Origin of the sequence: Pantoea sp. NPDC088449 (assembly GCF_044753225.1) — a bacterium.
Taxonomy (GTDB): Bacteria; Pseudomonadota; Gammaproteobacteria; order Enterobacterales; family Enterobacteriaceae; genus Pantoea; species Pantoea floridensis.
Genome location: NZ_JBIVMT010000001.1, coordinates 2,286,910 through 2,309,000 on the forward strand (window position 1 = coordinate 2,286,910; position 22,091 = coordinate 2,309,000).

25 protein-coding genes and 1 pseudogene are annotated in these 22,091 nt (G+C 48.2%); 5 read left to right on the forward strand and 21 right to left on the reverse strand.

The features are described 5' to 3' along the window. Window position 1: 1 nt before the first annotated feature. The 15 genes and pseudogenes from gpG to ACIP6T_RS10975 all read right to left on the reverse strand — a co-directional run bounded on the left by gpG (window position 2) and on the right by ACIP6T_RS10975 (window position 10,738). Entirely contained in the window at window positions 2-400 is a 399-nt protein-coding gene (gpG, locus tag ACIP6T_RS10905; RefSeq protein WP_400456877.1) for a phage tail assembly chaperone G, read from the reverse strand. Window positions 401-417: 17 nt separating this feature from the next. Next, window positions 418-918: pseudogene (locus ACIP6T_RS10910) on the reverse strand (phage tail tube protein); the annotation flags it as partial. Between the two features lie 9 nt (window positions 919-927). Continuing rightward, window positions 928-1,326, reverse strand: coding sequence for a phage tail terminator protein (gene gpU, locus ACIP6T_RS10915; protein ID WP_400456879.1), 399 nt, complete (start codon window positions 1,324-1,326; stop codon window positions 928-930). Next, window positions 1,323-1,889: a phage tail protein gene (locus ACIP6T_RS10920; protein ID WP_400457127.1), complete on the reverse strand. Its 567-nt coding sequence runs from the start codon at window positions 1,887-1,889 to the stop codon at window positions 1,323-1,325. Before ACIP6T_RS10920 ends, gpU begins: the two co-directional genes overlap by 4 nt. Next, the gene (locus ACIP6T_RS10925) at window positions 1,855-2,166 is read right to left on the reverse strand and encodes a hypothetical protein (RefSeq protein WP_097118642.1); all 312 of its coding nucleotides are present in this window, start codon (window positions 2,164-2,166) and stop codon (window positions 1,855-1,857) included. The genes ACIP6T_RS10920 and ACIP6T_RS10925 overlap by 35 nt, the downstream gene beginning before the upstream one ends. After that, window positions 2,159-2,482: a DUF2190 family protein gene (locus tag ACIP6T_RS10930; RefSeq protein WP_400456881.1), complete on the reverse strand. Its 324-nt coding sequence runs from the start codon at window positions 2,480-2,482 to the stop codon at window positions 2,159-2,161. The genes ACIP6T_RS10925 and ACIP6T_RS10930 overlap by 8 nt, the downstream gene beginning before the upstream one ends. A gap of 83 nt (window positions 2,483-2,565) precedes the next feature. Then, window positions 2,566-4,491, reverse strand: coding sequence for a ClpP-like prohead protease/major capsid protein fusion protein (locus ACIP6T_RS10935; RefSeq protein WP_400457129.1), 1,926 nt, complete (start codon window positions 4,489-4,491; stop codon window positions 2,566-2,568). A 13-nt stretch (window positions 4,492-4,504) separates the two neighbouring features. Beyond that, the gene (locus ACIP6T_RS10940) at window positions 4,505-6,010 is read right to left on the reverse strand and encodes a phage portal protein (RefSeq protein WP_400456883.1); all 1,506 of its coding nucleotides are present in this window, start codon (window positions 6,008-6,010) and stop codon (window positions 4,505-4,507) included. Beyond that, entirely contained in the window at window positions 6,010-6,222 is a 213-nt protein-coding gene (locus ACIP6T_RS10945; protein ID WP_097118646.1) for a hypothetical protein, read from the reverse strand. Before ACIP6T_RS10945 ends, ACIP6T_RS10940 begins: the two co-directional genes overlap by 1 nt. Then, window positions 6,219-8,318 carry a phage terminase large subunit family protein gene (locus tag ACIP6T_RS10950; RefSeq protein WP_400456886.1) on the reverse strand — a complete coding sequence of 700 codons (2,100 nt, stop codon included), beginning with the start codon at window positions 8,316-8,318 and terminating at the stop codon, window positions 6,219-6,221. The genes ACIP6T_RS10945 and ACIP6T_RS10950 overlap by 4 nt, the downstream gene beginning before the upstream one ends. Continuing rightward, complete coding sequence (locus tag ACIP6T_RS10955) at window positions 8,315-8,827, reverse strand: DUF1441 family protein (protein WP_097118648.1); 513 nt, start codon at window positions 8,825-8,827, stop codon at window positions 8,315-8,317. The genes ACIP6T_RS10950 and ACIP6T_RS10955 overlap by 4 nt, the downstream gene beginning before the upstream one ends. Window positions 8,828-8,950: 123 nt before the next feature. Further along, window positions 8,951-9,244, reverse strand: coding sequence for a hypothetical protein (locus ACIP6T_RS10960; protein ID WP_400456889.1), 294 nt, complete (start codon window positions 9,242-9,244; stop codon window positions 8,951-8,953). Beyond that, entirely contained in the window at window positions 9,234-9,620 is a 387-nt protein-coding gene (locus ACIP6T_RS10965) for a hypothetical protein (protein WP_400456891.1), read from the reverse strand. Before ACIP6T_RS10965 ends, ACIP6T_RS10960 begins: the two co-directional genes overlap by 11 nt. Before the next feature lie 376 nt (window positions 9,621-9,996). Next, window positions 9,997-10,416 (reverse strand): structural protein, encoded by a 420-nt coding sequence (locus tag ACIP6T_RS10970; protein WP_400456893.1) that lies wholly within the window; start codon window positions 10,414-10,416, stop codon window positions 9,997-9,999. Then, window positions 10,403-10,738, reverse strand: coding sequence for a phage holin, lambda family (locus ACIP6T_RS10975; protein WP_400456895.1), 336 nt, complete (start codon window positions 10,736-10,738; stop codon window positions 10,403-10,405). Before ACIP6T_RS10975 ends, ACIP6T_RS10970 begins: the two co-directional genes overlap by 14 nt. A gap of 261 nt (window positions 10,739-10,999) precedes the next feature. On the opposite strand from ACIP6T_RS10975, the gene ACIP6T_RS10980 reads away from it, so the two are divergent. Further along, window positions 11,000-11,551 carry a DUF6037 family protein gene (locus ACIP6T_RS10980; protein ID WP_400456897.1) on the forward strand — a complete coding sequence of 184 codons (552 nt, stop codon included), beginning with the start codon at window positions 11,000-11,002 and terminating at the stop codon, window positions 11,549-11,551. A 134-nt stretch (window positions 11,552-11,685) separates the two neighbouring features. Here ACIP6T_RS10980 and ACIP6T_RS10985 read toward each other — a convergent pair whose 3' ends face one another. Then, window positions 11,686-12,384, reverse strand: coding sequence for a hypothetical protein (locus ACIP6T_RS10985; RefSeq protein WP_400456898.1), 699 nt, complete (start codon window positions 12,382-12,384; stop codon window positions 11,686-11,688). Between the two features lie 17 nt (window positions 12,385-12,401). Then, a complete protein-coding gene (locus ACIP6T_RS10990; RefSeq protein ID WP_400456900.1) occupies window positions 12,402-12,749 on the reverse strand; it encodes a hypothetical protein in 348 nt (115 codons plus the stop codon). Window positions 12,750-13,118: 369 nt separating this feature from the next. On the opposite strand from ACIP6T_RS10990, the gene ACIP6T_RS10995 reads away from it, so the two are divergent. Next, window positions 13,119-13,652: a hypothetical protein gene (locus ACIP6T_RS10995; RefSeq protein ID WP_400456902.1), complete on the forward strand. Its 534-nt coding sequence runs from the start codon at window positions 13,119-13,121 to the stop codon at window positions 13,650-13,652. Window positions 13,653-13,751: 99 nt separating this feature from the next. Here the strand turns inward: ACIP6T_RS10995 and ACIP6T_RS11000 are convergent, their stop codons facing one another. Beyond that, complete coding sequence (locus ACIP6T_RS11000; protein ID WP_400456903.1) at window positions 13,752-14,168, reverse strand: antiterminator Q family protein; 417 nt, start codon at window positions 14,166-14,168, stop codon at window positions 13,752-13,754. 751 nt (window positions 14,169-14,919) lie between these two features. Here ACIP6T_RS11000 and ACIP6T_RS11005 point away from each other — a divergent pair. Then, window positions 14,920-15,615, forward strand: coding sequence for a hypothetical protein (locus tag ACIP6T_RS11005; protein WP_400456905.1), 696 nt, complete (start codon window positions 14,920-14,922; stop codon window positions 15,613-15,615). Between the two features lie 434 nt (window positions 15,616-16,049). After that, complete coding sequence (locus ACIP6T_RS11010) at window positions 16,050-16,445, forward strand: hypothetical protein (protein ID WP_400456907.1); 396 nt, start codon at window positions 16,050-16,052, stop codon at window positions 16,443-16,445. 176 nt (window positions 16,446-16,621) lie between these two features. On the opposite strand, the gene ACIP6T_RS11015 is transcribed toward ACIP6T_RS11010, so the two are convergent. After that, window positions 16,622-17,908, reverse strand: a complete 1,287-nt coding sequence (locus tag ACIP6T_RS11015) for a hypothetical protein (RefSeq protein WP_400456909.1) — start codon at window positions 17,906-17,908, stop codon at window positions 16,622-16,624. 339 nt (window positions 17,909-18,247) lie between these two features. Here ACIP6T_RS11015 and ACIP6T_RS11020 point away from each other — a divergent pair, with 339 nt between their 5' ends. Next, window positions 18,248-19,609: an anti-phage deoxyguanosine triphosphatase gene (locus tag ACIP6T_RS11020; RefSeq protein ID WP_400456912.1), complete on the forward strand. Its 1,362-nt coding sequence runs from the start codon at window positions 18,248-18,250 to the stop codon at window positions 19,607-19,609. 250 nt (window positions 19,610-19,859) lie between these two features. On the opposite strand, the gene ACIP6T_RS11025 is transcribed toward ACIP6T_RS11020, so the two are convergent. Together ACIP6T_RS11025 and ACIP6T_RS11030 are read right to left on the reverse strand one after the other, a co-directional pair. Next, window positions 19,860-20,834 (reverse strand): HNH endonuclease, encoded by a 975-nt coding sequence (locus tag ACIP6T_RS11025; protein ID WP_400456914.1) that lies wholly within the window; start codon window positions 20,832-20,834, stop codon window positions 19,860-19,862. Continuing rightward, on the reverse strand, window positions 20,791-21,915 hold the full coding sequence (locus tag ACIP6T_RS11030; protein WP_400456916.1) for a DNA cytosine methyltransferase: 1,125 nt from the start codon (window positions 21,913-21,915) through the stop codon (window positions 20,791-20,793). The genes ACIP6T_RS11025 and ACIP6T_RS11030 overlap by 44 nt, the downstream gene beginning before the upstream one ends. Window positions 21,916-22,091: the final 176 nt, after the last annotated feature.

Here is a 22,091-nt window from a genome sequence, read left to right on the forward strand (position 1 = left end):
TTCAGCTCCCGGCCGACTGCTTTACTTCCGGGCCCTCCGCTGCCTCATATTCCCGCTGTTCTTCTGCCTTCACATCGACGTCGAGACCGCTGAGCATCATCACCTTCTCGGCTGCCTGAGACAGCGCTTTTTCAGGCCATTCGGACAAGATCTGGTGATAAATCTCCTCCACATCCGCTTCGCGGTTACCGTTCCAGCGCGCCCGGGAGACAAGCCAGGCATTGGACTCAGTATTGAGCCGTACCAGTGCGGCCCCTTTACCGGCTTCCGTTGTATTTTGCTCACTCTCAGCCAGCAGTCTGGCAATACATTCAAAGTATTCAGCGCGCTGTAATGCCGTGAGTTCGTACAGTTCGGCCTGCTCAAAACCGTAATAAAAAACTGTTTTTTCCAGAAACATCAGCGTTCACCTCCATGGGGGGTATTATCAGGGCCAGGGGCTGGTTTTACCGGTATCTCTTCAGCCAGAACCGGCCGGCCGCTATTTGTGACTTTGATGGTTCGCGTAATGACTTCTTTTGCAGGAATAGTCTTGCCGAGGCTGCTGACCCAACCCCGGAACAGATCAACCGTGCCGTTTGGATAGCGAATTTTGTAATAGCGAACCTCCCCGCTGTGAAACCAGCTCAGTAAATCCTTCTGCCCCTGCTCGCCGGGTTTCCACGCAAGCGTAATACTGGCTTCGCCTGCCGACTTCTCGCCCTGCGCTGTGGCTTTCCAGTCGGCATCCGGATCGTCCAGCCATGTGTCGTCGTAACTCTCTGCGCTGATTTCGCCTGGTTGCAGCTCGCGGATCTGAGCCAGTCGCGTCCAGCCGTTATCGTCCAGCGGTTTAGCGGTGGCATCGCCACTGCCGATGAAAATCAGTAGGGTGGTTCCTGCACCTTTGACTGATGCAAGAGGATTAGGTGTCACCATAGTGGCTCCTTACATCTGATAGGTAATGAGATAAGTCAGATCGGCTGAACCCCAGCTCGCCATTTCACTGTCCCGCTGCCAGTCATAACTCTGCGGCGTGAGCGTATCGATCATGGATGAAAGTGCCGGCACATTAACGAGCGCCGGAAGAATATGGCGTTCAACCCACTCATCCAGTGCCGTATCCGGTTGGGTTGCCCGTAGGAATAGCTCGATATGCAGCGTGGCCTGCCAGGCTTCTGCATCCAGATAGTTACCGCTGTAGCGGGCGTCTGACAGATAAACGGCTACGGCGGGCAGTTCTTTTTCATCAATAAAAACGGGGCGGCCATCATGAAAGGCCGCCCCGCTGATGTGGGACTTAAGCGCATCCGTGAGGGTGCGCCTGATTTCAGCATGTTTTTTCATAACCTCCTCCTCAGGTACAGCCTCAGCTGGTATTTTAGCGCGGCGGCCAGTTCAGCCTGCATATCCGTTTCCAGCAGCTGCCGGCTTTGTTTCTGATAGCTCTCCGTCAGCGGTCCGGACAGCGGGATTTTTACAACCTGAACCGGGTAGCGACTGCGGCCGGTGCGCTGCAGTACATGCCAGCGGCCGTTAGCCAGTTGCTGTATAAATGCATTCCGGAAAGTAAACCGCCCGATTTTCAGCACGCTGCCGTGCCGGCCGGACACTGTTTTTCGCCGGGACAGCTGCAGACGGGCCGTGCCCAGATTGATAGCTGGCAAATCCCCGCGGTTAACGACCAGTCGCGCGGTCGGCTCAGCATGGCCGGGCATGGCCGGGCGTAGCCGGACACGCTGCCTGACCAGCTTCTGGGGAACGCTCGTCTCCTTTGCAACCTCGCGTGTGCAGCGCGTAATGACGCGACGGGCTACACGGTTCACCGCCTGCGCCAGCGCGCGGGGCACGAGCTGACGATCGAGCTCATGCAGGTTATTCAGTGCCTGTTTCAGTCCCTGCACGTTTATCCTCCTCAAGCCAGATTTGCGGCTTGCCGTTGTAAAACTGCCAGCGGGTTACCCGCCAGTGTTTCTCCTGCCATTCAACCCGATCATGTCGTTCGGGCTGATAAGCCCGGTCGAAGACAATTAACGACACGCCCTCTCCGGACAGTGGTCCCATGTCAGCCGTAAAGGCATGTTCAGCTGCGCATATCGTTCGTCCATTAATCACCACGGCCTGACCGAACCGGCGTGCGGTGACATCGTCCATCCTGTCAGTCAGACGGAAAAACGGGCTAGCCAAAAAGCTTAACGGCCACTACGGCCGCCTTACTGTCGGCATTTTCCCAGGCGGTACCTAAGGGCACGGCCCCCTCGGTCTTGCTGGCTACCACCTGATGGCCCTGCTCATAAACAGGCTTGCCGATCTGCACAGAGACATCTGCTTTTTTCGGCAAGGTGAAGACGCCTTCCGCCAGGCCAGTTCCGGCGCAACCTTTCGGGGTATCGGTTACGGCAATAACGATACGATCCCCCACATGCACCATATCGCCGCTTTTATAGTCTTCGTCCGCAATGAACGTCAGCGTCTTACCATCCTGCAAATAATTTTTTGCCATGCTTCTTCTCCTTCACGGTTCCTGATGACCGGATTTCAGGCATAAAAAAAGCCCTTTCGGGCATTCAGATTTTTTACGACATATCAGGCAACGCACTGCACCAGACCACGATAGTCAATCGGCGCAACGCCGGCATCAATACGCACTTTGGTGGTGACACCATCAGCAGTAAAGCCTTCCGTCTGGTCAATAAATGGCGTATCAACACCGTTGAGGTAAGCCACCTCAATCGTGTCCGAGCCCTTTGCGGCAGCCAGATAGAACGTGCTCTGGCTGGCGTCGTCCAGACGCGGTTCGGCAATCACCGTCGCGAAATTCTGCACGGGGTTAATGATACCGGCGTTGATGTCGGCGCCTTTAACAGACGTTGAGCGGATGACCTGGCTGGCAGTGGACTCCATGGCCGTCGGTACCAGCACAAAAGCCGGGCGGATGTTGAGATGGCGTTCGCCTTCTTTCTGACGGCGCATCATCTGGCGGGCTTTGTCCAGAGACGCCACGTCCATTGCCGCTGCTTTCAGCACGTTGGCATGACGCGCGCTGTCAAACAACGGCACATTATCGGTGGAAAGATTCGGGTTAGTGGTCAGAATGGCGTAAACCAGATCCGCCACGGTAGCTTTTGCGGCGCGGCCCAGCTTCATGGGGACATCGGTCAGCATGCTCAGGTCATCATTGATAATGGCCTGGCGCGTGATGCTGAACAGCTCACCGTAAGTGGCCAGAGCAATCGTGGCCTGCTTGTCTGACGTCGTGACGTATTTGTATTCCGCCCCCTCGCGGACCTGACGCAGGGAGGGAAAACCGCCCAAACCCACACGGTGCGCGATTTTGAAATCGGAAAGCTGTCCCTTTTTGGTCCACTCACCGAACGTCTCAGGCGCCTCTTCCCAGCCCTGTAGAAGGGATTTGTAGGACACATCCAGCATGATATTGCCATAATCGGACGTGCTGTGCGTAAACGCCAGCCCGACGATCTGCACCGGGTTATAACTGGCCACACCGAAGCCCCGTTCGGTCAGCGACAGGCGCGCATGTTCACGAAGCGTCATGCCGTTGTAAGGGTTATCCGGCTGGAGTGGCTCATACCCGGCCCGCGCCATGATGGCCTGCCGGATGCCGTCACCGGTAAAATTCCCGTTTCCGGCATAGATGTGAGGTGCGGCTGATTTGTTAGACGGCGTGCTGTCTTTGCCCATCTGCGTCAGCAGCTTCTCGCGTGCCAGCTCAAGCGTGCACGTCGGATCCGCGATGCAGGCTGCCTGCAGGGCACTGTATTTATCACCGAACATCCCAAACAGGTCACTGAGCGCCCGTGCGCGGACACGCTGTTCTTCAATGAACTGTTCACGTAAACCCGCTTCGTTCACACCTGCCTGAGGTGGAGCAGGATCATGCGTCAGGCTGTTCTGCGGCGGCGTCAGCATATTGCGAAGGTTTTCTGGCATTTTTTCGTACTCCTCGATACGTTTTGAATCAATGCGGGCCATTGCCTGAACGACGGGCGCCAGCTGGTCAGCGAAGCCCAGTGAGACGCACTGGGTTCCGTCCATCCAGGTCTCTTCTTTCAGCATCCCGGCGATAACCTCATGGGCCAGCCCTGTTTTGGCGGCATAAGCCGGGATGAGCACAGCTTCTGTTTTATCCAGTAGCTCAGCGAAATCACGCATGTCATCGGCATCACCGCCCGCGACCGCCCAGGGTTTATGGATCATCATGAAACTGTTGGCCGGCATGATGACCGGATTACCGACCATGGCGATGACGGAGGCCATCGACGCGGCCACGCCGTCGACATGAACCGTAATGGCAGCAGGGTGATATTTGAGTGCGTTAAAAATGGCGATCCCTTCAAAAATGCTGCCACCCGGCGAATTGATATGAAGGTTGATGTGTTTAATCTCGCCGAGTGCCTGGAGGTCGCTGATAAACTGTTTTGCCGACACCCCCTGAAAACCGATTTCGTCATAGATATAAATTTCTGCCTCAGTTTCGCCCCGTGCAGCCATCCGGAACCAGGATTCAGTCTTCTTCACCTGTGTCGCCTGACGCTGGCTTATCTGCTTTACTTTCTCGGTCACTGCTGACTCCTTTGTCGTTTGCCGGGTCAGTGTCAAACACCAGCCCCTCTTTCTGGTTTTCATCGACTTCCGCTTTGCGGCGACGTTTAACCTCATCAGGGTTGCGCCCGCATGCCCGTGCCCAGTCGGATTCGGTTGCCGCCCCACCCCGTATCTGAATCTTCCAGGCAGTCGCCTCTTTCACAGGGTCGATCCAGGGCATACCCGGTCCCGAGTAAATGGCGTCATACAATGTGGAAAGTTCGATATCTACGGGTGGCTTAATCACACCCGCTGCAAGCGCCTGCTTCAGCCATGCGCGATAAACCGGCCGGGTGACAGCAGCAATAAAACAGTCCTGCAGAATGAGATATCCGTCCGTAGACTCCACCAGCTCCTGCCGCTGCGCGCTGTATGTGCCGTTGTAATTGCGGGCTGTGCTCGAAAAGCTCAGACGTGTACCGGCAGCCACGGCACGCAGCTGCCCGTTCCGGAATGTTTCAAGGTTGGTGTTGGGCCGGTCTGACTTGATCATGCCAATCTCTTCACCCTGCCGGAGATCGTCATACAACATGCCCGGCTGAATAGTCAGTTCACGCTCACTGCTGCCACTCAGGCTTTCTGAATAGTCCTGCCCGTCACCTTTTTTGATGTACATCCCCAGAGCAGCGGCGATGCGCGCGGCCACCATTTCGCTTTCTTCATAATCTTTTAGTGCGCTCAGGCGGATCATCACACCGGACAGGATGGTAATGCCCCTCACCTGGTGCAGACGCCGTGCAAATTTAAGATGCAGCATGGCGTCAGAAGACACCTCTTTGGTATCAGAGAGCAAACCGCTGACGGGGAGATTTTTATAGACCTGATACTTAAGCGGCTTACCCCACTCGTTCAGCCAGACGCCCTGGATGAGCCCGGCGGCAGGCTCGGAGTTCATGGTCACGAAATCTGGCTCAAGTGCTTCAAGCCAGAAAGGTACGCCGCCATCTGCCCTGAGTCCGGCACCATGGCCGCTCACCAGCTGAGCAAAAACCTCTCCGTCTCTGAGCCAGGTGCGCAGCATCAGACGCTCCAGTACTGGCCGGGAAAACTCGCCGGTGACATCAGGCCGCAGTGACCATTCACCCCATTTTTTGCGTATGGTTTTCACCAGCTCCGTGGCCACACGGCCGTCTTTCAGCAGCGGATGCGGGTCAACGATGATGCCTTTTGCGCCGATAACACGCTCTTCCAGCTTGTCCAGTATGCCAATCACCAGGTCATGATTCGCATCCAGCGCCCGGGCCTGCTGACGAAGGGAAACCGCCCCGGCCTGACTGAGCTGGTTGGCGGAGCGTGTTTCGCGTCTGGCCTTGTGGGTGCGGGTGGGAAGCGCGGCTTCGTAGGCGCGGATCTGCATGCGGGCACGCAGCCTGGCAGCCTTCCACGACGGCGAAAAAACACCGATTGCATTATCCAGGAATGACATCAGAACCTCGCTAAACGATATCCCGTCTGACCACAGTGTTTTTTAAGGTATCCGGCCAGGCGGCGCTCCCACTCCTGCCGTCCCTTTCGAATGTCTGTCAGATTCTCCATCGTCATGGACTGCCCGTTCAGCATGATGGTTTTGCCGCTCAGTACGGCAACCTCTGCCTCGGTGTAATAGCGGATCATGGCTTCCACATCGCTCTGGTTCATATCCAGCCTCCGTTTGTAATCCAGGGATTGTTGGTCATGTCGGGAGTCGGGCCTGATGAGGATTTGCGGGTACGGGCTTTCAGTGGCGGAGACGCACTTTCCAGAGTGTTGTCTGTATCACTGTCTTCAAGCCAGGTTTCCCGACGAGCCCATGAAGGTGCATCGGGCCATTTGACTTTTTCGTAGCCATGCAGAATGACCAGCGCATCGGCATAGACGAGCAGGTCAAACCCTTCATTGGCTCCCCGCCCCGGTTTACGCCACCGGCCTTCTGGCGAGCGCTCCTCATATGTGAGTTCGTCGTAAAACCAGCTCCCGATCCAGGCCGGAAAATGAATGTAATTGGGCCCCGGAGCTTCACGCCACAGCGCGTTGTTCACCCGGTCCTTGAGCGCATCGGTCTGGAGCAGATAAAGCGGAACATCCCCCGCGGCCTTTGCCCGGCGCGCTGAGCGTCCGGTATTGTCAGGCCATGTCCGGGTGATCAGCTTTTCACGCTTATGGCTGTCGCCCTTGAAAAGATAAACACGCTTTCCTTCCCCCTCCCGACGACATTTTCGCCAGAAGCAATAGGCGTTGTCGGTCACACCGTCCTCGCCTCCCGAATCCACAGCCATCGCCATAAGGGACATTCGTTTTGACGGATCGCTGGCCAGCGCCCAGGTTTTGTACAGCACGTCCGAGAGAAGCAGCTCCCAGTCCTCAGGGTAACTGCCGGGATCGAGAGGACGGCTTTCGCCAAGGTCATCGCTGCGTAACGAATGACGGATGTTGTAGCGGTCAACGACCCATCGTTCTCCCATCGAGCCGTATCCGGTTATCTGCACCACGAAACGACGATGCCGGCCGCCCTGCACATCAACGGTCGCAACAAGAAACCTCACCCCGTCTGCAACCGTTCGCTCGGGAATATCCTCTGCCCGGCTCTCCAGATGTTCTCCCTTACGTTGTTCAAGGGCGGACCGGGGAAAATAAGGCCTGCCGAAATCCGTATTGAAGACGGCTTTAAGGGTTTCTTCACTGCCTGTTGCCTGATACTCCTGTTCGGCAGTGAGATATTTATAAATCAGCTGAGTCCATGTCTGATATGCCGCCGCTGGCCCCTCCATCCAGAAAGAGGCAATCCGGGACTGGCGTGCCTTCCCGCTGAGTTGCCCCTCACGATCCATGCTCTGCCCGTCACGCAGCCAGACGCCGCGGCTATTCAGGACACGTTTCATATCGGGTTCAATCAGTTCAGAGCAGGCCGGACACTGCAGACGTGCAGCCTCACTGGCCAGTACCGGATCGGTATAGCCGCGATAGCCTGTCATATTGGCTATTTCCGGCTGGAAATATTCCCCACAATGCGGGCACGGCCAGTACCACCGTCGGCGATCCCCCCGGTTATATAACGAGAGGATCCCTGTTGCTGGCGGTGCTTCATGTGGCGTCGAAGCCTTCCATTTCGTATCGCAAATATCCCGGCCCGGGGAGCTCTCCACCAGCGTCATGCCAGCTGACATAAAGGTGGTGGTGCGTTTGGACGCCAGGGAAAAACCATCCCCCTCTCCGTCTATATCATCGGGCCAGCGGTCATAGTCAGTGAGTGCAACATATCGATAATCGGATGAGGACATGATATTGACGGATGGCCAGCCAATTTTCAGGTAGTTGCCGGCGCGAAAAGTCCGGTCATGCACATTATTATCGCTGGCGCGTGGGCTGAGACGTCTATAAAGCTCAGGGCTGCAGCGAAAAGTGCGTTCAAGGCGTTTCTTTGAATGTTCGCGCGCCTTTTCTTCAGTCATCTGTATCAGCAGGAAATCAGCCGGGTCGCAGACCACAGAATAGGTTATCCAGCCATCAATCAGACCCAGCGTTTTACCCGTCCGCGCGGGGCCGACAAAAACCACCGCGTCATAATTGCGCGACGTCAGGCAGTTCATGGGTTCAACAATATAGGGTGTCAGCGTCGCATCCCAGGGGAGTGAACTGCCGCCACCCAAAGGCACGCGCATGTAACGTTTAACCGCATCAGCTACCGGCATTCGATGCGGAGCCTTGAAGAGTTCGGATACGTCTTGACGTATCTCAGCAGCTGAGGCGTATGTCATGGCTCACTCTCTTCGATAATATCTGCACTGCGGATCTCCGCAGCCAGTGATTCCCGAATTTCATCAACAATGCTTTGTGCTTCTGAAATCTGATGCGGAGACCATCCGCGATCGCGCTCCAGCCTGTCAGGCCATGTATCCAGTACCTGTAAAACAGACTTCGCCATCATGGCCATCTCGCGATGTACTTCATTAGCAGGTACGAGCTGGCTGAGCGCAGCTTCAAGCTTTACGCGCTCATTCTCAGACTGAAACCAGTCCTTCCGGGATTTAGGATCCATGCGAGAGGGATCATGAAGTGTTTCAGGTGTGGCTGCTTCGTCAGGAGTAAAGAGAACAGGACCGATGTCTTTGAGGGCATAGACCGGGTTTCCACGAATGTTTCCGGCGGATGCAATCTGCGCGTTCATGATTTTCTTTCTGACTGTCTTGCGATCTATGCCGAACGCTTCAGCAATTTTCGCAATACTCCAGTTATAGGCATCCCCGATTCTGCTGATGTCTGACATTCCTCACCTCAACACACCAGCTCAGTTACGGATTTCCTTTTTAATATCATGTAATTAACCGCTATCCACCTGTCCCTGCTTTTGGCGAAATGGACACCTCAAAACCTGATTTAGTTCTTATATTCAATTAGTTACGACACGTGGTGGTGTCCCTATGAAAATCGCAAAACTAGCCGTTTTCTGCGGGGCCGCCGCCTCGTGGACGAGGTACCCCACCGGGAGGACCCGCGGCTCAGAAAGGAGTCCGCTCATTCGTGGACCGGCTTTGCTCACTATCATGGACCGGCTTTGCTCAATCTCTCTGATGGCGGCCTTGTCCAGGTTGCAGTTTTCAATGACAGTAAGAAGTTTTTCATTCAACTCCAGGCTGTCACCGTAAGTCATGTGCTCAGGAATATCAGGGATTTCACAGTCCATCAGCAATTCCGGTGGTACCGGAATTACGGGAGTGGGCATTAATTCTGTCTCTGTGCGCGCGCAGCTGGTCAGCAACAGCGGCAGGCACAGGCTGGTGAGCACAGGCGTCTTCATGCATCTCTTTCCTGATACGGGCAATACGCTTCTCGCTTTCGGCATCATTACTTCGCCTGTCTTTATGCGTGATCCGGGCTAAATCCTGAAACAGCATGACTGCTGCCAGTGTGTTTGTGAGGGCGGACTGAGATTTCAGCTGTTCTTTTCGGGCGTCACGCTCAGCCTTTTGAGCCCGGAGCATTTCATTATGGAAATGGTCGGTAGCCCAGCCGAGAATAAGAATAAAAATATAGGGCATGCTGGATAGACACTTGTTCATTTCACCACCAGCGTATAGCCCATATAAAGATAGCAATCGATATAAGACGAATCGCGAAGGCAGCCGCTTTAGTTATTTCAGGGTTATCTGGTGCTTCCAGTTCGAGACCATTTTTCATAGTTAACCTCAACAGAATTCGTTTATAGTTCAGCTATGTTCCTCGTTAGTTGTGTAACGCTGGAAAGCAGAAGCCCCGGAGTGCGGTCAACACTTCGGGGCTTCGTTATCTTTAACTTTTTTTGAGAGTATTTACATCAAAATGACCCACTCACTATCAGCTTCCCCTTCCTTCTTCTTTCTCCACCATCGAACGGTGTGAATCAGGCTTGGTATGCTCGTCAGCATCAAAACGATCCACATTAAAAGAAACAAAAGGTTACTTATGTGCTAATTCCTCCGCTCTTTTAAAGACGGCAGCATCGTATGGCTGATATCCGTTTTCATGAACAATAATGGCCCGGATGAGTTTCAACATCGTCGTGCCGTCTGTTACATCAATATGCTGCTGAGCAGGAATACCGGTTACAGTGGACACACCATCAATGTAAGCCTGCGTATCGCTTTCGTGAGGCGGTGCCCAGCGGTGAATGATGTCCGTGATGGTATTGAGGCCATGCTGAGTATGATAGTGGTTCAGAATAATCATCATGGCGCGAATACCATATTCAGGGCTGATGAACTGACAGAACGATTTATCAGATCGCAGCGATTCAGGAACAAGTCCCCGCCACTCATCACCCCATCGGATATTACCGGGATTATTGTTGCGTATGCCTCGGGCTTCACTCCTTGTCATCTTTCACACCGATACGATTACCGATAAAGCGCAGGATAAAGGCGCGAAGAGAATCGACTCCGATAAATCCAACCACTCCGCCGATTGATATGGTGGCGGTGCGTGGCCAGTCGAGATAAGCCAGCCCGGAAGCGACTGTCAATGTCAGTGCACCGCACAATAATCCTTCAAGGATCATTCTTCTCCAGCCTCCTCCCGTATAGGCTATGCGCAATACAGCCATGAACATGGCCAGCAGAATAGCCCCTACAGGCGTTTCACCCCGCCACCAGCTTTGTACCAGTTCTTGCAGATCTGGCCAGCCACTTGGATTGGTTTGCATTGTTTTCCCCAATAATTCTCCCCAGACATGGGGGGTTAGTCCTGTCAGGCAGTAATAAAAATGAACATTATTGAAATCGAGCTGGTGTAGGCTCACCCGAAAAAAATGAGTGAGCCTAACGGACCACACGGTCAGGAGGTATTTAATATCGGCGTTTAATCAACATCTGATCAGGTGTATAAAAGTCAGGGCTTCGACTAGATGCGCAGTTCACCATTTGATAATGTGCAGTTTCGCTAACTGATCACAAGGTGGTGGAATATGCAGCTAGAGGGCCTTCGTTCACTTCACGCAAGCATGCGTGCAAATAACGTCACACGAACGCAATTTCAATATCGTCATAATAACGTCGTTTTCGATGTGCTTTTTTTTACTGACCGCACGCCCTATAAACTGCTGTTCGGTGCGATTGGGCATAAATGCAGTTTTATTCTAGATGTCCGCCAGGGTTATGACGTCGCTCCAGTCATAAAACCTGAATCGGCTTATTCAGATCTGTGTAAGGCGTTAGGACTGACATTCGATCCAGCCAATCCCTTCCGTCCATCTAAATTTCTGGGGCACTTCGCCCAGCATATTCCTTCTTCCATTGAAAGCACCAAAGAGCCTTCAGTTCCAGTGAATCAGCATGCAGAAATAATTGATGAGGGGGACAAGGTATTCTTCAGTCACTGGCGTAATAATGGGAGCAGTAGCCATGTCAGCGAAAAGAATCTCGACAAAACCTATCGCGCATTTGGGAAGTTAATCTCTGATTTCTGCTTAGACAGAAATATCAGTAGTTGCTGGACCGTACATGACAAGAAAAATTAGCCTGAACGTTATCTGACTATGATAACGTCGGCTGCCACAGAAACCGCATGGTTGACAGATTACGCCAACTTTTACGTACGTAAAGTGGTTTCACGTTCAGGTGATGACGATGTGTGATGCGCTTATCAGCCCAATTAGCGGACGTTTTTTAGCATACGCTGCAAAAGATTATCTTCAGGCCATGAATACTCAGACATGACGCTGACAATATAATCATCAGATTGATTCAGCTTTAACCCCGGATGGATGTCTTCAAGGGGTTGTATTACAACCATATCGATTTCCAGCAGAACCGTCTCAACTGCAGTTCTGTAACATTCTGACTCCTGGAGACTAATTCGGGATTCAAGGGAAGAGATTGACTTAACAAATTCTTGCTTTGATAAAAGCATCTGGGTATGGATAGCATTTGCCAGATTAAAATCACCGATATAAAGGGATTTATCAGCGCTAGATGAAAACGCATGAGGACTTATGCATTCAGTTATGCCAGGTAAATAAGGTCTGTTTACATAATCCATTATCATCCTGCTGGCGATACTGTCAGTGGGCCATGAATGATCTGCTAGCAGCCTATCCATGTAACAGACATATTTCTCATGGCCAGAACCGTTTGATTCAGGCACAGGGATGTGACCCCGTAATAGCTCGACAAAATTGTCATGCAAGTTACCGTAAACTTCATATAACACAGATGCTATCGCAAAACTTAAACTTTCCTGATGGTCCTCACAAATGAGGCCTTTTAAAAGGGGTGGCAGAGAAGCGAGATCTCGAAGTTGTGAATAAACCATCCCCTGAACAGGCAGAGCAATCCTTAATACATCAATCATCCTCAACCCCTCAATCATCATAAACAGCCACGTTGCATCATAAAATCATTCTTACATCGTAAAAAATCCCAATGATTTTTACCCGGCTGGTTAAGAATGCCGTGACATTGCTCAACAGCCTGATTTTTTATACGCTGACACCGCCTGGTGAGTGGCCAGCCACGCTGCTTGACGGGCTTATCGGCAGCGCACTGGGGAGTAAGGTGCTCATGTTGCTCAGGTTCGGCTTCAGAACTGACTGTACTGTATGTTGCGGCTTTTCTGTTGTACTCATTATCCTCTTCAAAGCCCCTCTCAGCTGAAGATATGCATCCGGAAAATAACAAACTGGACGCGAGAATCGCGTATTTCATTTTGTTTTGCACTACGACTTCTCCTTTTCAAACTGAAACCAAATCCATGCTGTACCAATCTTCTACCGTCAAAGGAGAGATTAAAAAGAAATCAAGGCTTCTGTCTGTTGAGAGATGAAAGGCAATGTAACAGTTGGTTCATTACTCTGCTTCCTACAATGACTAGGGTTTTGCTGCAGTTGAAAATCTCTATATCTGCTCGAGTAAACTCTGCTACCTCGTCAGATGGCTTCTCACATACTCACCACCTGACCGAAATAAGAGAAAGAAACATCTACATAAGTAAGTGCATATGGCATAACGTATTGAATTTGCGATACAAGGTTGCGTGATTTGTATCACGTAAGTAAAAAGAAGTGACTAAAACAAACGGGATAAACAATGCGCCTTTATCACGGTACATCTCTCAGTGCCTCTCAAAGCATTATCAGCTCCGGAAAAATCCTTCATGATATTATACGTACCTATGATGAATCATCGCTGTTCCCCACAACGAACGGACTCGTTTATCTGAGCGATAACGTTGGTTACGCGATTTATGTAGCTAACAAAGAAGCCATTTTCCGTAAGGAAGATTTTTTATCTGTGTTCGAAGTGGAAGTGGAAGAAGCGGAATTATTACCTGATTTTGACGAACTCGATTACGTGCATAGGATTAAGCACGCAGAAGCAGCACATTTCAATTACTCTGACTCGCTTGATAAAGCACAATCATGCTGCGTAGCCCGTAGTTTGATTCTACAAACAGACATCAAAAGACAATTAATTTTGCCTTCTAACATGAACCGTGAACATCCTCTCCGGCCTATGACTCGTGAGTTAATCATGCTGAGAGATAAAGGTGATCATCAAGGAGCAGTCAAAATGCTCCATGGTCAGGTATGGAAAATGTTCGATAAGCCCCAGGCTCAATAGCTTGAGGGTTCAAAGCTTGACCAAGATGGTTATACACTGTGCCAACTGAGTTAAGGGTGTCGTGCATGATGGTTTAATTTTGACAGAATACTGAGAATTTTACGTACGTAAAGTGGTTTCACCTGAATAAGGGAGTGGTGTGAGCTGTGCAAACCGGTCCATTTCCAGGGACACATCTAGCATGACAAGCATCCCCTCAACAATGCCTTCCGCCTTTTGCAATTTCTTTCCAATGAGTCCGTCTGAACACTGATGCATTCTCGCCAGACTCATGAAGCTGTGGCCAAGCACGTAATAGTCCACCAGCAGGTCATGCAGATCCTGATTTCTCGCTCTCAGCTTAGCAATACACTGGCTAATGATTAGACCATCCTCATCACAGCATTCTGGTCGGGAAGTGCCCTTCTTTGGGAAAAGCCCATTGAAGCCAGCGGCAACCCGATACCACATGACCTTCTCGGGATGATTGAACGCCCATGCTCCCCAGCGAACCAGTATTTCCTGTATATCTCGCATTGCATTCCACCTGTCCTGTTATCAACCAGACAACGCTCATGAAACATACGCCCATAATGTGACGAAATCACAATCAACTTTATCCCGAGCGCAAAACTCATCTCCTACACCATATTGCCCGCAAGATTTTTTCACATTCTCTTACTGGCAACCTGAGACACTTACCTTATTTGAACTCAGGTATCAAGCTGGTGAGATACATTAGAAGAACAAAGACAAACGCGAAATTTAGCTAAAGATTTAATCTGAAAAGAATGCACTTTCAGATTTACCTACAAAACCATTAATACTTAGAAACACGAAAATGGTATTTTCTGACATTGTGTCAACGTCTATCGACATTGAAATTATAAATCCTGACAAAACTCAGCATATGATTGAATTGCCTTAGGGCTAAAGCGGCTAAATGCCCGTATAGAGGCAGAGCTGATTACAAACCTGACCTGAACGCTCCCTCACCCATTTGGTGAGGGAGATTTTTATAGACAAAGAGGGGATTAATTACGGAGGAATGATGTTCAGATTGGCAATAAGGGGGTGGGTTTTCGCTGCCACATTTTATACAGTGTACAACCCTGCGAGACAGTTATGCCTGGTCTATCCGGATAAAACCAACATCATTATGGTCACAGGAATATCCCTGAATATCATAATCAATTACTTATGTTTGAAATATTTTGAAGAAAATGAGGGCGCTTAAGCTCCATCTTAAATGTTAAATCCTTGTACTCTTAAACTGGAGAACTCAACAATGATTCAAAAGATCCTTGATGGAACGAACTTCCCAAGCATTGATGAAATGAGATATGTCCATATAGCCGAAAAGAAGCAGGACTTTGCTGTTTATACAGGCATGATCCCTGTGGTTTTTTTAAACAACCCAAGAAAAATAAATCTTCACTCACTCCAGATATCTTCTGGATACGGGATGGTATTTTTTCGATCCGGGGCTGAGCAGAAAGTTAAAAGTATATGTAATATTTTTTCAGGATTTGACTGCTATTATTCTACCCATTTCTCCCAAAAGTTGGGGCAAACTGACGACTGGCCTTTAGCTGAAGGGGATTCCATTAAGCCAGCGGCTAAGTCCTGTAACCAATATATTCTTCCTACTGGACTCGAACCACATGAAGGTATTGAGTATCCTCTTATGCACAAAGCACTCAAACATGTTGCGATCTTTGAATATTTCATACCTGTTGAATTCATCACGAATCCCTTATGTCTGGATCTTAAATTTATTGAATATAAAGGAGGTTCAGGAAGGATTTATTATAGACCAGGCCATGACATCACTGCTAAAGAGCTGAAAAAAGAGGTTTCAAACAATATTAATCCCTACGATGAAGAACATGTTCGACGTATTGGCCGTTTGTTAGGGTATCAACCGAGCGATATAGCTCATTTAATAGATTACATCCGAGACCGGGAGAAGTTTTATGCGTGACATATTGATAAATTTCACGCGCTAATAGCATGATCCTCAACTGTACAGGTGAATGAGCTATTTTTGCCAACTCAATCATCCGAAAGCAACAGCATTCATATGCCACTCCACTGATGGGAGTGGCCATCTAATTTACAACCTCTAACATTGCATACCAAACTCAGTACCACCCTCATTATAAAAAACATAACAAGAGCCCTATGATTCACTACTGTAAACATTACTCATTGAGGTAAGAATATCACTTTTCATCTGGCAGCCTCAATTCAAGCATGAAAGATAAAAAACAGAAAAATAATCATGAAAGTGAATGCAAACTGAGCTTATATTTTTACACCTAACATAATTGAGGAGACCACCAATGGAAATGTTAAAATTATCAGTTTTCACATTGAAACCAACTAATTAATTTTTAATATTTATAAGGAACTAAGATGAATACCTTTAAAAGTCTCTGTGACGTGTCATTTGCATTGGTAATTACACTGACAGGATGTTCGACTTACAAGCCTGTCCAACTCCATCAGGAAAGTTTGAACAATGAATATTCCTACTATAAAACCCATCCTTATCTCTATTCGGGTGATGTTGTAAAATATACTCTTAAAGATGGCAGGCATGAAACAATAACAGTCCAAAGTACTACGCCACAAGGTATCATCATCAGCAGTGAGCACCTTATCCCTTATAATCAGATAGTCGCTATAGAACGGAGAGACCTTTCTACGGTGAAAACAGTTGCTTTTGTAGGTGCAAGCTCTGCTGTCGCCTTCATCGCGTTTATGGGGATTATGACTGGAGCTCTCTTTGCTGCATTACTGGGAGTCTGATTCATTGAGCCTACTTCTCCCTGATATCATCTGAGGACAGTTATTGTCTTCTGCATATAAGTAAGATAAACAGGTGATGTTTACGTCCTCCCAGCCCATTTTGACAGGCTCAACAATAAATTCAGGATTAGTGCAGAGTTTAACCTGATACGGCAGTTGCACTAATCTGTTCAAATCTACTTCAGTCGCTCATCAGGCGTGCGCCATCTTAAAAGCCGCTCCAGCGCCGTTTCGCCCTGCATAAAATCTTTGGCCGCTTTAAGTCTCTCTCTGAGCTTTTCCTGCAGTATAGGGTCACAGTTCGCTATATCCTTTTCTGCGTCTATGAAGAATTGCTCGACCCGCATATCTTCTGCCCACTTAGTCATGATGCCCTGGAGTTCACTGACGCTGTTTTTGAAGGCCTCTTCCTTCCGCCGAATAACCTCGCGCTTCTCATACTCAATAATCTGCAGCTCGATACGCTTACGCTGTGCCTCTGCGCGCTCTTTCTGCTCCTGGATTTCTTTTCTCATGATGGGAACGGCTGACTGCGCCGCTTTAATCATTTTGGGTATCTGACTTATCAGGCCACAGGTTTTGGTTTGTGTGAAAACCTGATGCCAGCCTTCAGGCTCATACGGCGAGTAAAGCTGAATCCGGAATCGCCCACAGGGTATATGTCGCCGGCTGTAGTAGTCCAGTTCGGCTGAGTTTTTCCCCCGGGACCAGTTGATCATCTTTTCGTCCCGCACGTAACGGCCCTTTACCTGTTTGACCGGAACCTCTTCTGTCATCTCCACCAGCGAGAACCCCACATTCAAGCCTTCAATACAGATAACGCTTGGGCCCGAGGGCTTCCACAGCGATGGATACAGAAATTCCCGGCTTCCATCCTCACTGACAGTAATATCTCTTCTTCGAAGGCTTTCACTCATCTCCGCCAGCCTAATACGAAGGCCATTTTTTTCAATTGCAGCAAACAGGTTCAGCAGAAATGTCTCAGCATCATTCAGACCGGTGTCAGAAACATTCACATCGAAAAGTTTGCGCTTTGAAGGCTTGTAGTAACCCAACTGAGTGATAGGAGATTTGACCAAAATCTCTTTGGTAGCGGAAAACAACTGCGCCCCCTGGATGGAGCGATTAGGTGATTTTGGCCTGCCCTTAGGAACTGACTTTGGACCGGAGGGTAATGGCTGCTCGCCTTCTGGTTCAGTTGCTTGCTGTACATCAGGCTGATTGGGGGGATTGAAACTTTCCTTATCTTTGTATCGGGGTAGTGAAGGAACAGGCGGTGCAATACCTTTAGCAATCGCTCGCCAGTACCCCTCTAATGGCCTGGGTATTTGTAGTTCTATGCATTTGGCAATCAGAAACTCCTCAGTGACACCAAGCTTAACAGCTGCCTGTTGAACTGGTTCCGACCAAATAAGCTTATGCAAAGACTGTCTGTCATTGATAATCTGCTCTGAAATCGTCATAAATGATCCAGATATAAGTTAATTTTAAATTTGTGAAAGTACTTAAAACCACACTAACTGCAAAAAACTCTACAATAAACCATAAAAATCAACTTACTAAGCATAATTCGTTATGTTAGCTATTTACTAGTAAAACCACCTGTGCGCCTTTATTAATTAGTTAAATTCATGATTTAATTGTTGCATGTAAGAACAGCTTCGCTACCAAATGTAAAGTCAATGAAAACTGAACTGAAACCCTTCTACAGACAGTATTCAATTAGATTAATAACTTAGGTCAATACAAATTCAGCATTGAGCTTAAACCACATTTCATAGATCAAAAACAAAAGGAATAATATGATTCAGAGAATTAAAAATGTATGGGATGAGCGACGAGGTTCCAATGACACTCGCGAGGAAGAAATCCGATCCGAAGCACAGCGCGATCTTTCCCGATTAATCCACTCCTCTCCTTTCCGCAGATTGCAATCTAAAACGCAGGTGCTCGGTTTAGGGGAAAGTGACTTTTACCGCACACGACTAACACATTCGATGGAAGTCGCACAAATTGGTTCAGGTCTTCTTGCTAAATTAAGAATCAAATATCAAGGTAAAGAAGAAGAGCAGTTTTTACCAGATATAGACCTGATGCAGGCTGTCTGTCTCGCTCATGATATCGGGCACCCCCCATTTGGTCACGGTGGCGAAGTAGCTCTTAACTACTGTATGCAAGATTATGGCGGCTTTGAAGGTAATGGTCAGACGCTACGTATCCTTTCCAGGCTGGATAAATACACTCAGGAACATGGCCTCGATCCTACGCGCAGGCTTCTACTGGGAGTGTTGAAGTATCCGGTCAAATACTCAGACTTAGTAGTTAAGAAGGCTAAAGTTACGTCTCCTGAGCAAGGTTTGAACTGGCTCTTCAAGTCATCTGATTTTAAACCACCCAAATGTTATCTGGATTCAGAGAGTGACATTGTAGAATTTGCTCTCTCACCATTTTCTCAAGATGATCGCGCTCAATTTACTTCTTTTGAAAATGGTGAAACAGACGTCGATCATAAAAAAGCCGCATACAAAGCGCTTGATACCACAATCATGGACCTTGCAGATGAAATTTCGTATTCACTTCATGACTTAGAGGACGCAATTTCTCTGGGAATGGTGACTCGAGAAATGTGGATGCAACATTTCTGTGGACATGAAAACCTTTTTACTAACTGCCACGGAATTACATTCGCAGGGACGAGCGAATCTATTGCTGATAGTCTTTTTGGTGAAAGCTATAAACGAAAAGAGTGCATCGGTATGCTTGTTCATTTGATGATTTCCAGCGTAAAGCTCAAAGTGAAGAACGCCTCTTTCGAGTCCGGAATGCTCAAATATAATGCGGTCCTTCCCGACGCCGTAGAAAAACTTAGATTAAAAATCTTCAAGCTGGTCAAGGAAAAAGTAATAAAACATGAAAACGTGCAGCTTCTTGAATTTAAGGGACAAAAGTTAATTGTCGAGCTGTTTAGTGTATTAGCTAGTGATCCTGATAGATTTTTACCGGCATCAACAAGAGAAGTTTACAATCGACAGATTAGCTCAGGTAAAAATGCGGGTATGCGGGTTATATGTGATTATGTTTCTGGAATGACAGATGACTATGCAACGAAGCTTTATGAAAAAATCCTTGTCCCTCGAAAAGGTTCTATTTTTGATAGGCTGTGATGTGAAGAATAAAGTTCATAATTTAAATTAAAATAATCTTAAGATGCTATCGCAAATATTTCAGTTGCGCGCATACTTAGCTGTAATATTTGAAATGCATTTGAGTGTTTTATAACACTCAAATGCTTAAACCCCATCATAACATTGAAGTTAAACAACACAAAAAAAAAGCATATTAAAAACCAACCCAGCTAAACCTCGACGGACCCAAGGGTTAAAATGATATAACTTTGAACGACTATCGATATCATTAAATCAACTTATAGAGTTGTTGAATTGGAGGGTTTCTTTTATGTATGTCGTCATGGCATACGTTACACAAGGTAATTAAATTATCAGCAGTATTCTCACCACCTTTAGCATGGTGTTTGATATGGTGAAGCTCAAGGAGATGCCTTCGATCATGCGGCATTACATCTTTATAATTCCAGTTGCATATTTTACAACTATGCTTATCCCGCTCTAAAACCTGGATTCTTACAATGTCAGGTATTCTTCTGTCATGAGGTTCTGCTTGTCTATCTTCTTCTAAAATGTATGCCCCTACTGGCAAATCAGGCCTGCCAGAGTTTTTTGTTGCAATCGGCCAACCATCCTCTGTTCGTAACTCACGACATCTTCGAGCCCATTCACTATTACCATTGGCGAGATAGGCGAGTTCTTCACCTGTAATTATCCGGCCAACGTTATGTCGGAAATATTCTATTATTTTTTCCTTCATACCTACTTTTTTCTTTCGAATATCATTAGCAATATTCCAACGGCGGGCAGCCTCCCAATCTTCCTCGATTGACATTAATACATAAGTATCTGTCTTTAAAGAACTCAAGGAATCAAAATGAATTTCATATTGCTTTAAATCGCCTTCATCAATCATTTGTTTAAGAACGATACCACTCAAAATTTGCCAGCCAAATTGAACCCTAAGTTCTCTTATACGCCTTGCGTATTCACTGATACCAGCAACTACCATAAGTTCATCACCATGTATCAGACACTTAGAGTATCGCTTTAAATAGGTAAGAATTCTTTCCCGAGCAGAATCTACAGATTCTTCCCTGATTAAAGATCCTCCAAGGTCTCTTAAAGTGTGGTTGGCTGGAACGAGAGCAAGTACTTGTTCCCGCAAAGAGTCGCTTTGAAGTTTGTTTTCAAAAGCTTCGATGAGACTTAACAACTCTTTACGCAATTGCTCCGGTTCTTTTCGCTTTGATCTTCTTGCCATTAGTGATTTTCGAATCCATTATTTTTTTTACGAAGCGAGCAATGTGCTCTGCAAATTTTGGCGGTACCGCATTACCAATCTGACGTGCTACTTCCGTTTTTGAACCATGAAAAATGAAATCATCGGGGAATGACATCAGTCTGGCGGCTTCGCGATGAGTAATTGGGCGATGCTGCTCAGGATGAAGATAACGTCCCTTCTCCGGCTTAAAGAACTCTGTACGTATAGTCACAGAGGGTCTTTCCCACCAAAGGCGCCCGAATAAGTCTGTTCCGCCTGATGTCTTTTTGATCCAGCAGGCAGGGGTTAAATCAGGTCGATTCTTCTGTAAGTCGAAACGGTTACCACCAGGAGGCACCGCCAGATACCGTTCTCTGGAAATCTCAGTTGGATTACGACCAAAGTGAAGATTCATCGGAGGCAATTCATCTCGAATCTCAGTACCCACTGGTTCGGGTAAATCCCCGATCGCCTGATGTGTAGAAATCCAGACAGGAAGCGCGCCAGCTTTCTCCGGAGATCGATGTGAAGGGGCTGGAGGAAAAGCGGGAACGTTACCCAGCTCAAAACATTCACGTTTGATACCAATGGCTATAGTTCTCTTCCTGGTCTGGGGCACACCGTAGTCAGCAGTGTTCAGCACTTTCGGGTCTAGAAGCACGAAGCCCATAGATTCAGCTCTGGAAGAAATATCGACAAACTCGTCGCTTTTCAGCAGACCAGGAACATTTTCCATCACGAACATGTACGCACCAGAGCGCTGAATGATGTCCATATAGGGCTCCCACAGGGCTCTGCGATGATCGCCTTCCCTGTTCTTGTTCAGAAGGCTAAATCCTTGGCATGGTGGCCCTCCAATTACGATATCGGCAGGCGGAATCTCATTTGAAGCAATCCATTCCTCAATATTGGCTTGGATGCCATGTGAGTTGAAGTTTGCATTGTAAGTTTTGATCGCTGCAGCATCGTTATCAATGGCAAGAATGCCTTCAAAGTGTGCCGAATTTTCCCCATGACAAAACCCAGTGGAAAGCCCACCAGCTCCACAGAAGAGATCTATCACCTTGAATTTATTGCTCATAAACTGCACCGCTTAGTTATGCTGACTTCAATTAGCTATAATTTATCATATTTTAATGCTGTATAAATACTCATATCCTAAGCCTAAAGTGCTTTGAGTAAAGGTTACCTGCTACCTCAAAAATCTTGGTGTTACTCAATGGGGAGCAGGTTGAGAAATGAACTAACGCTTTGAAT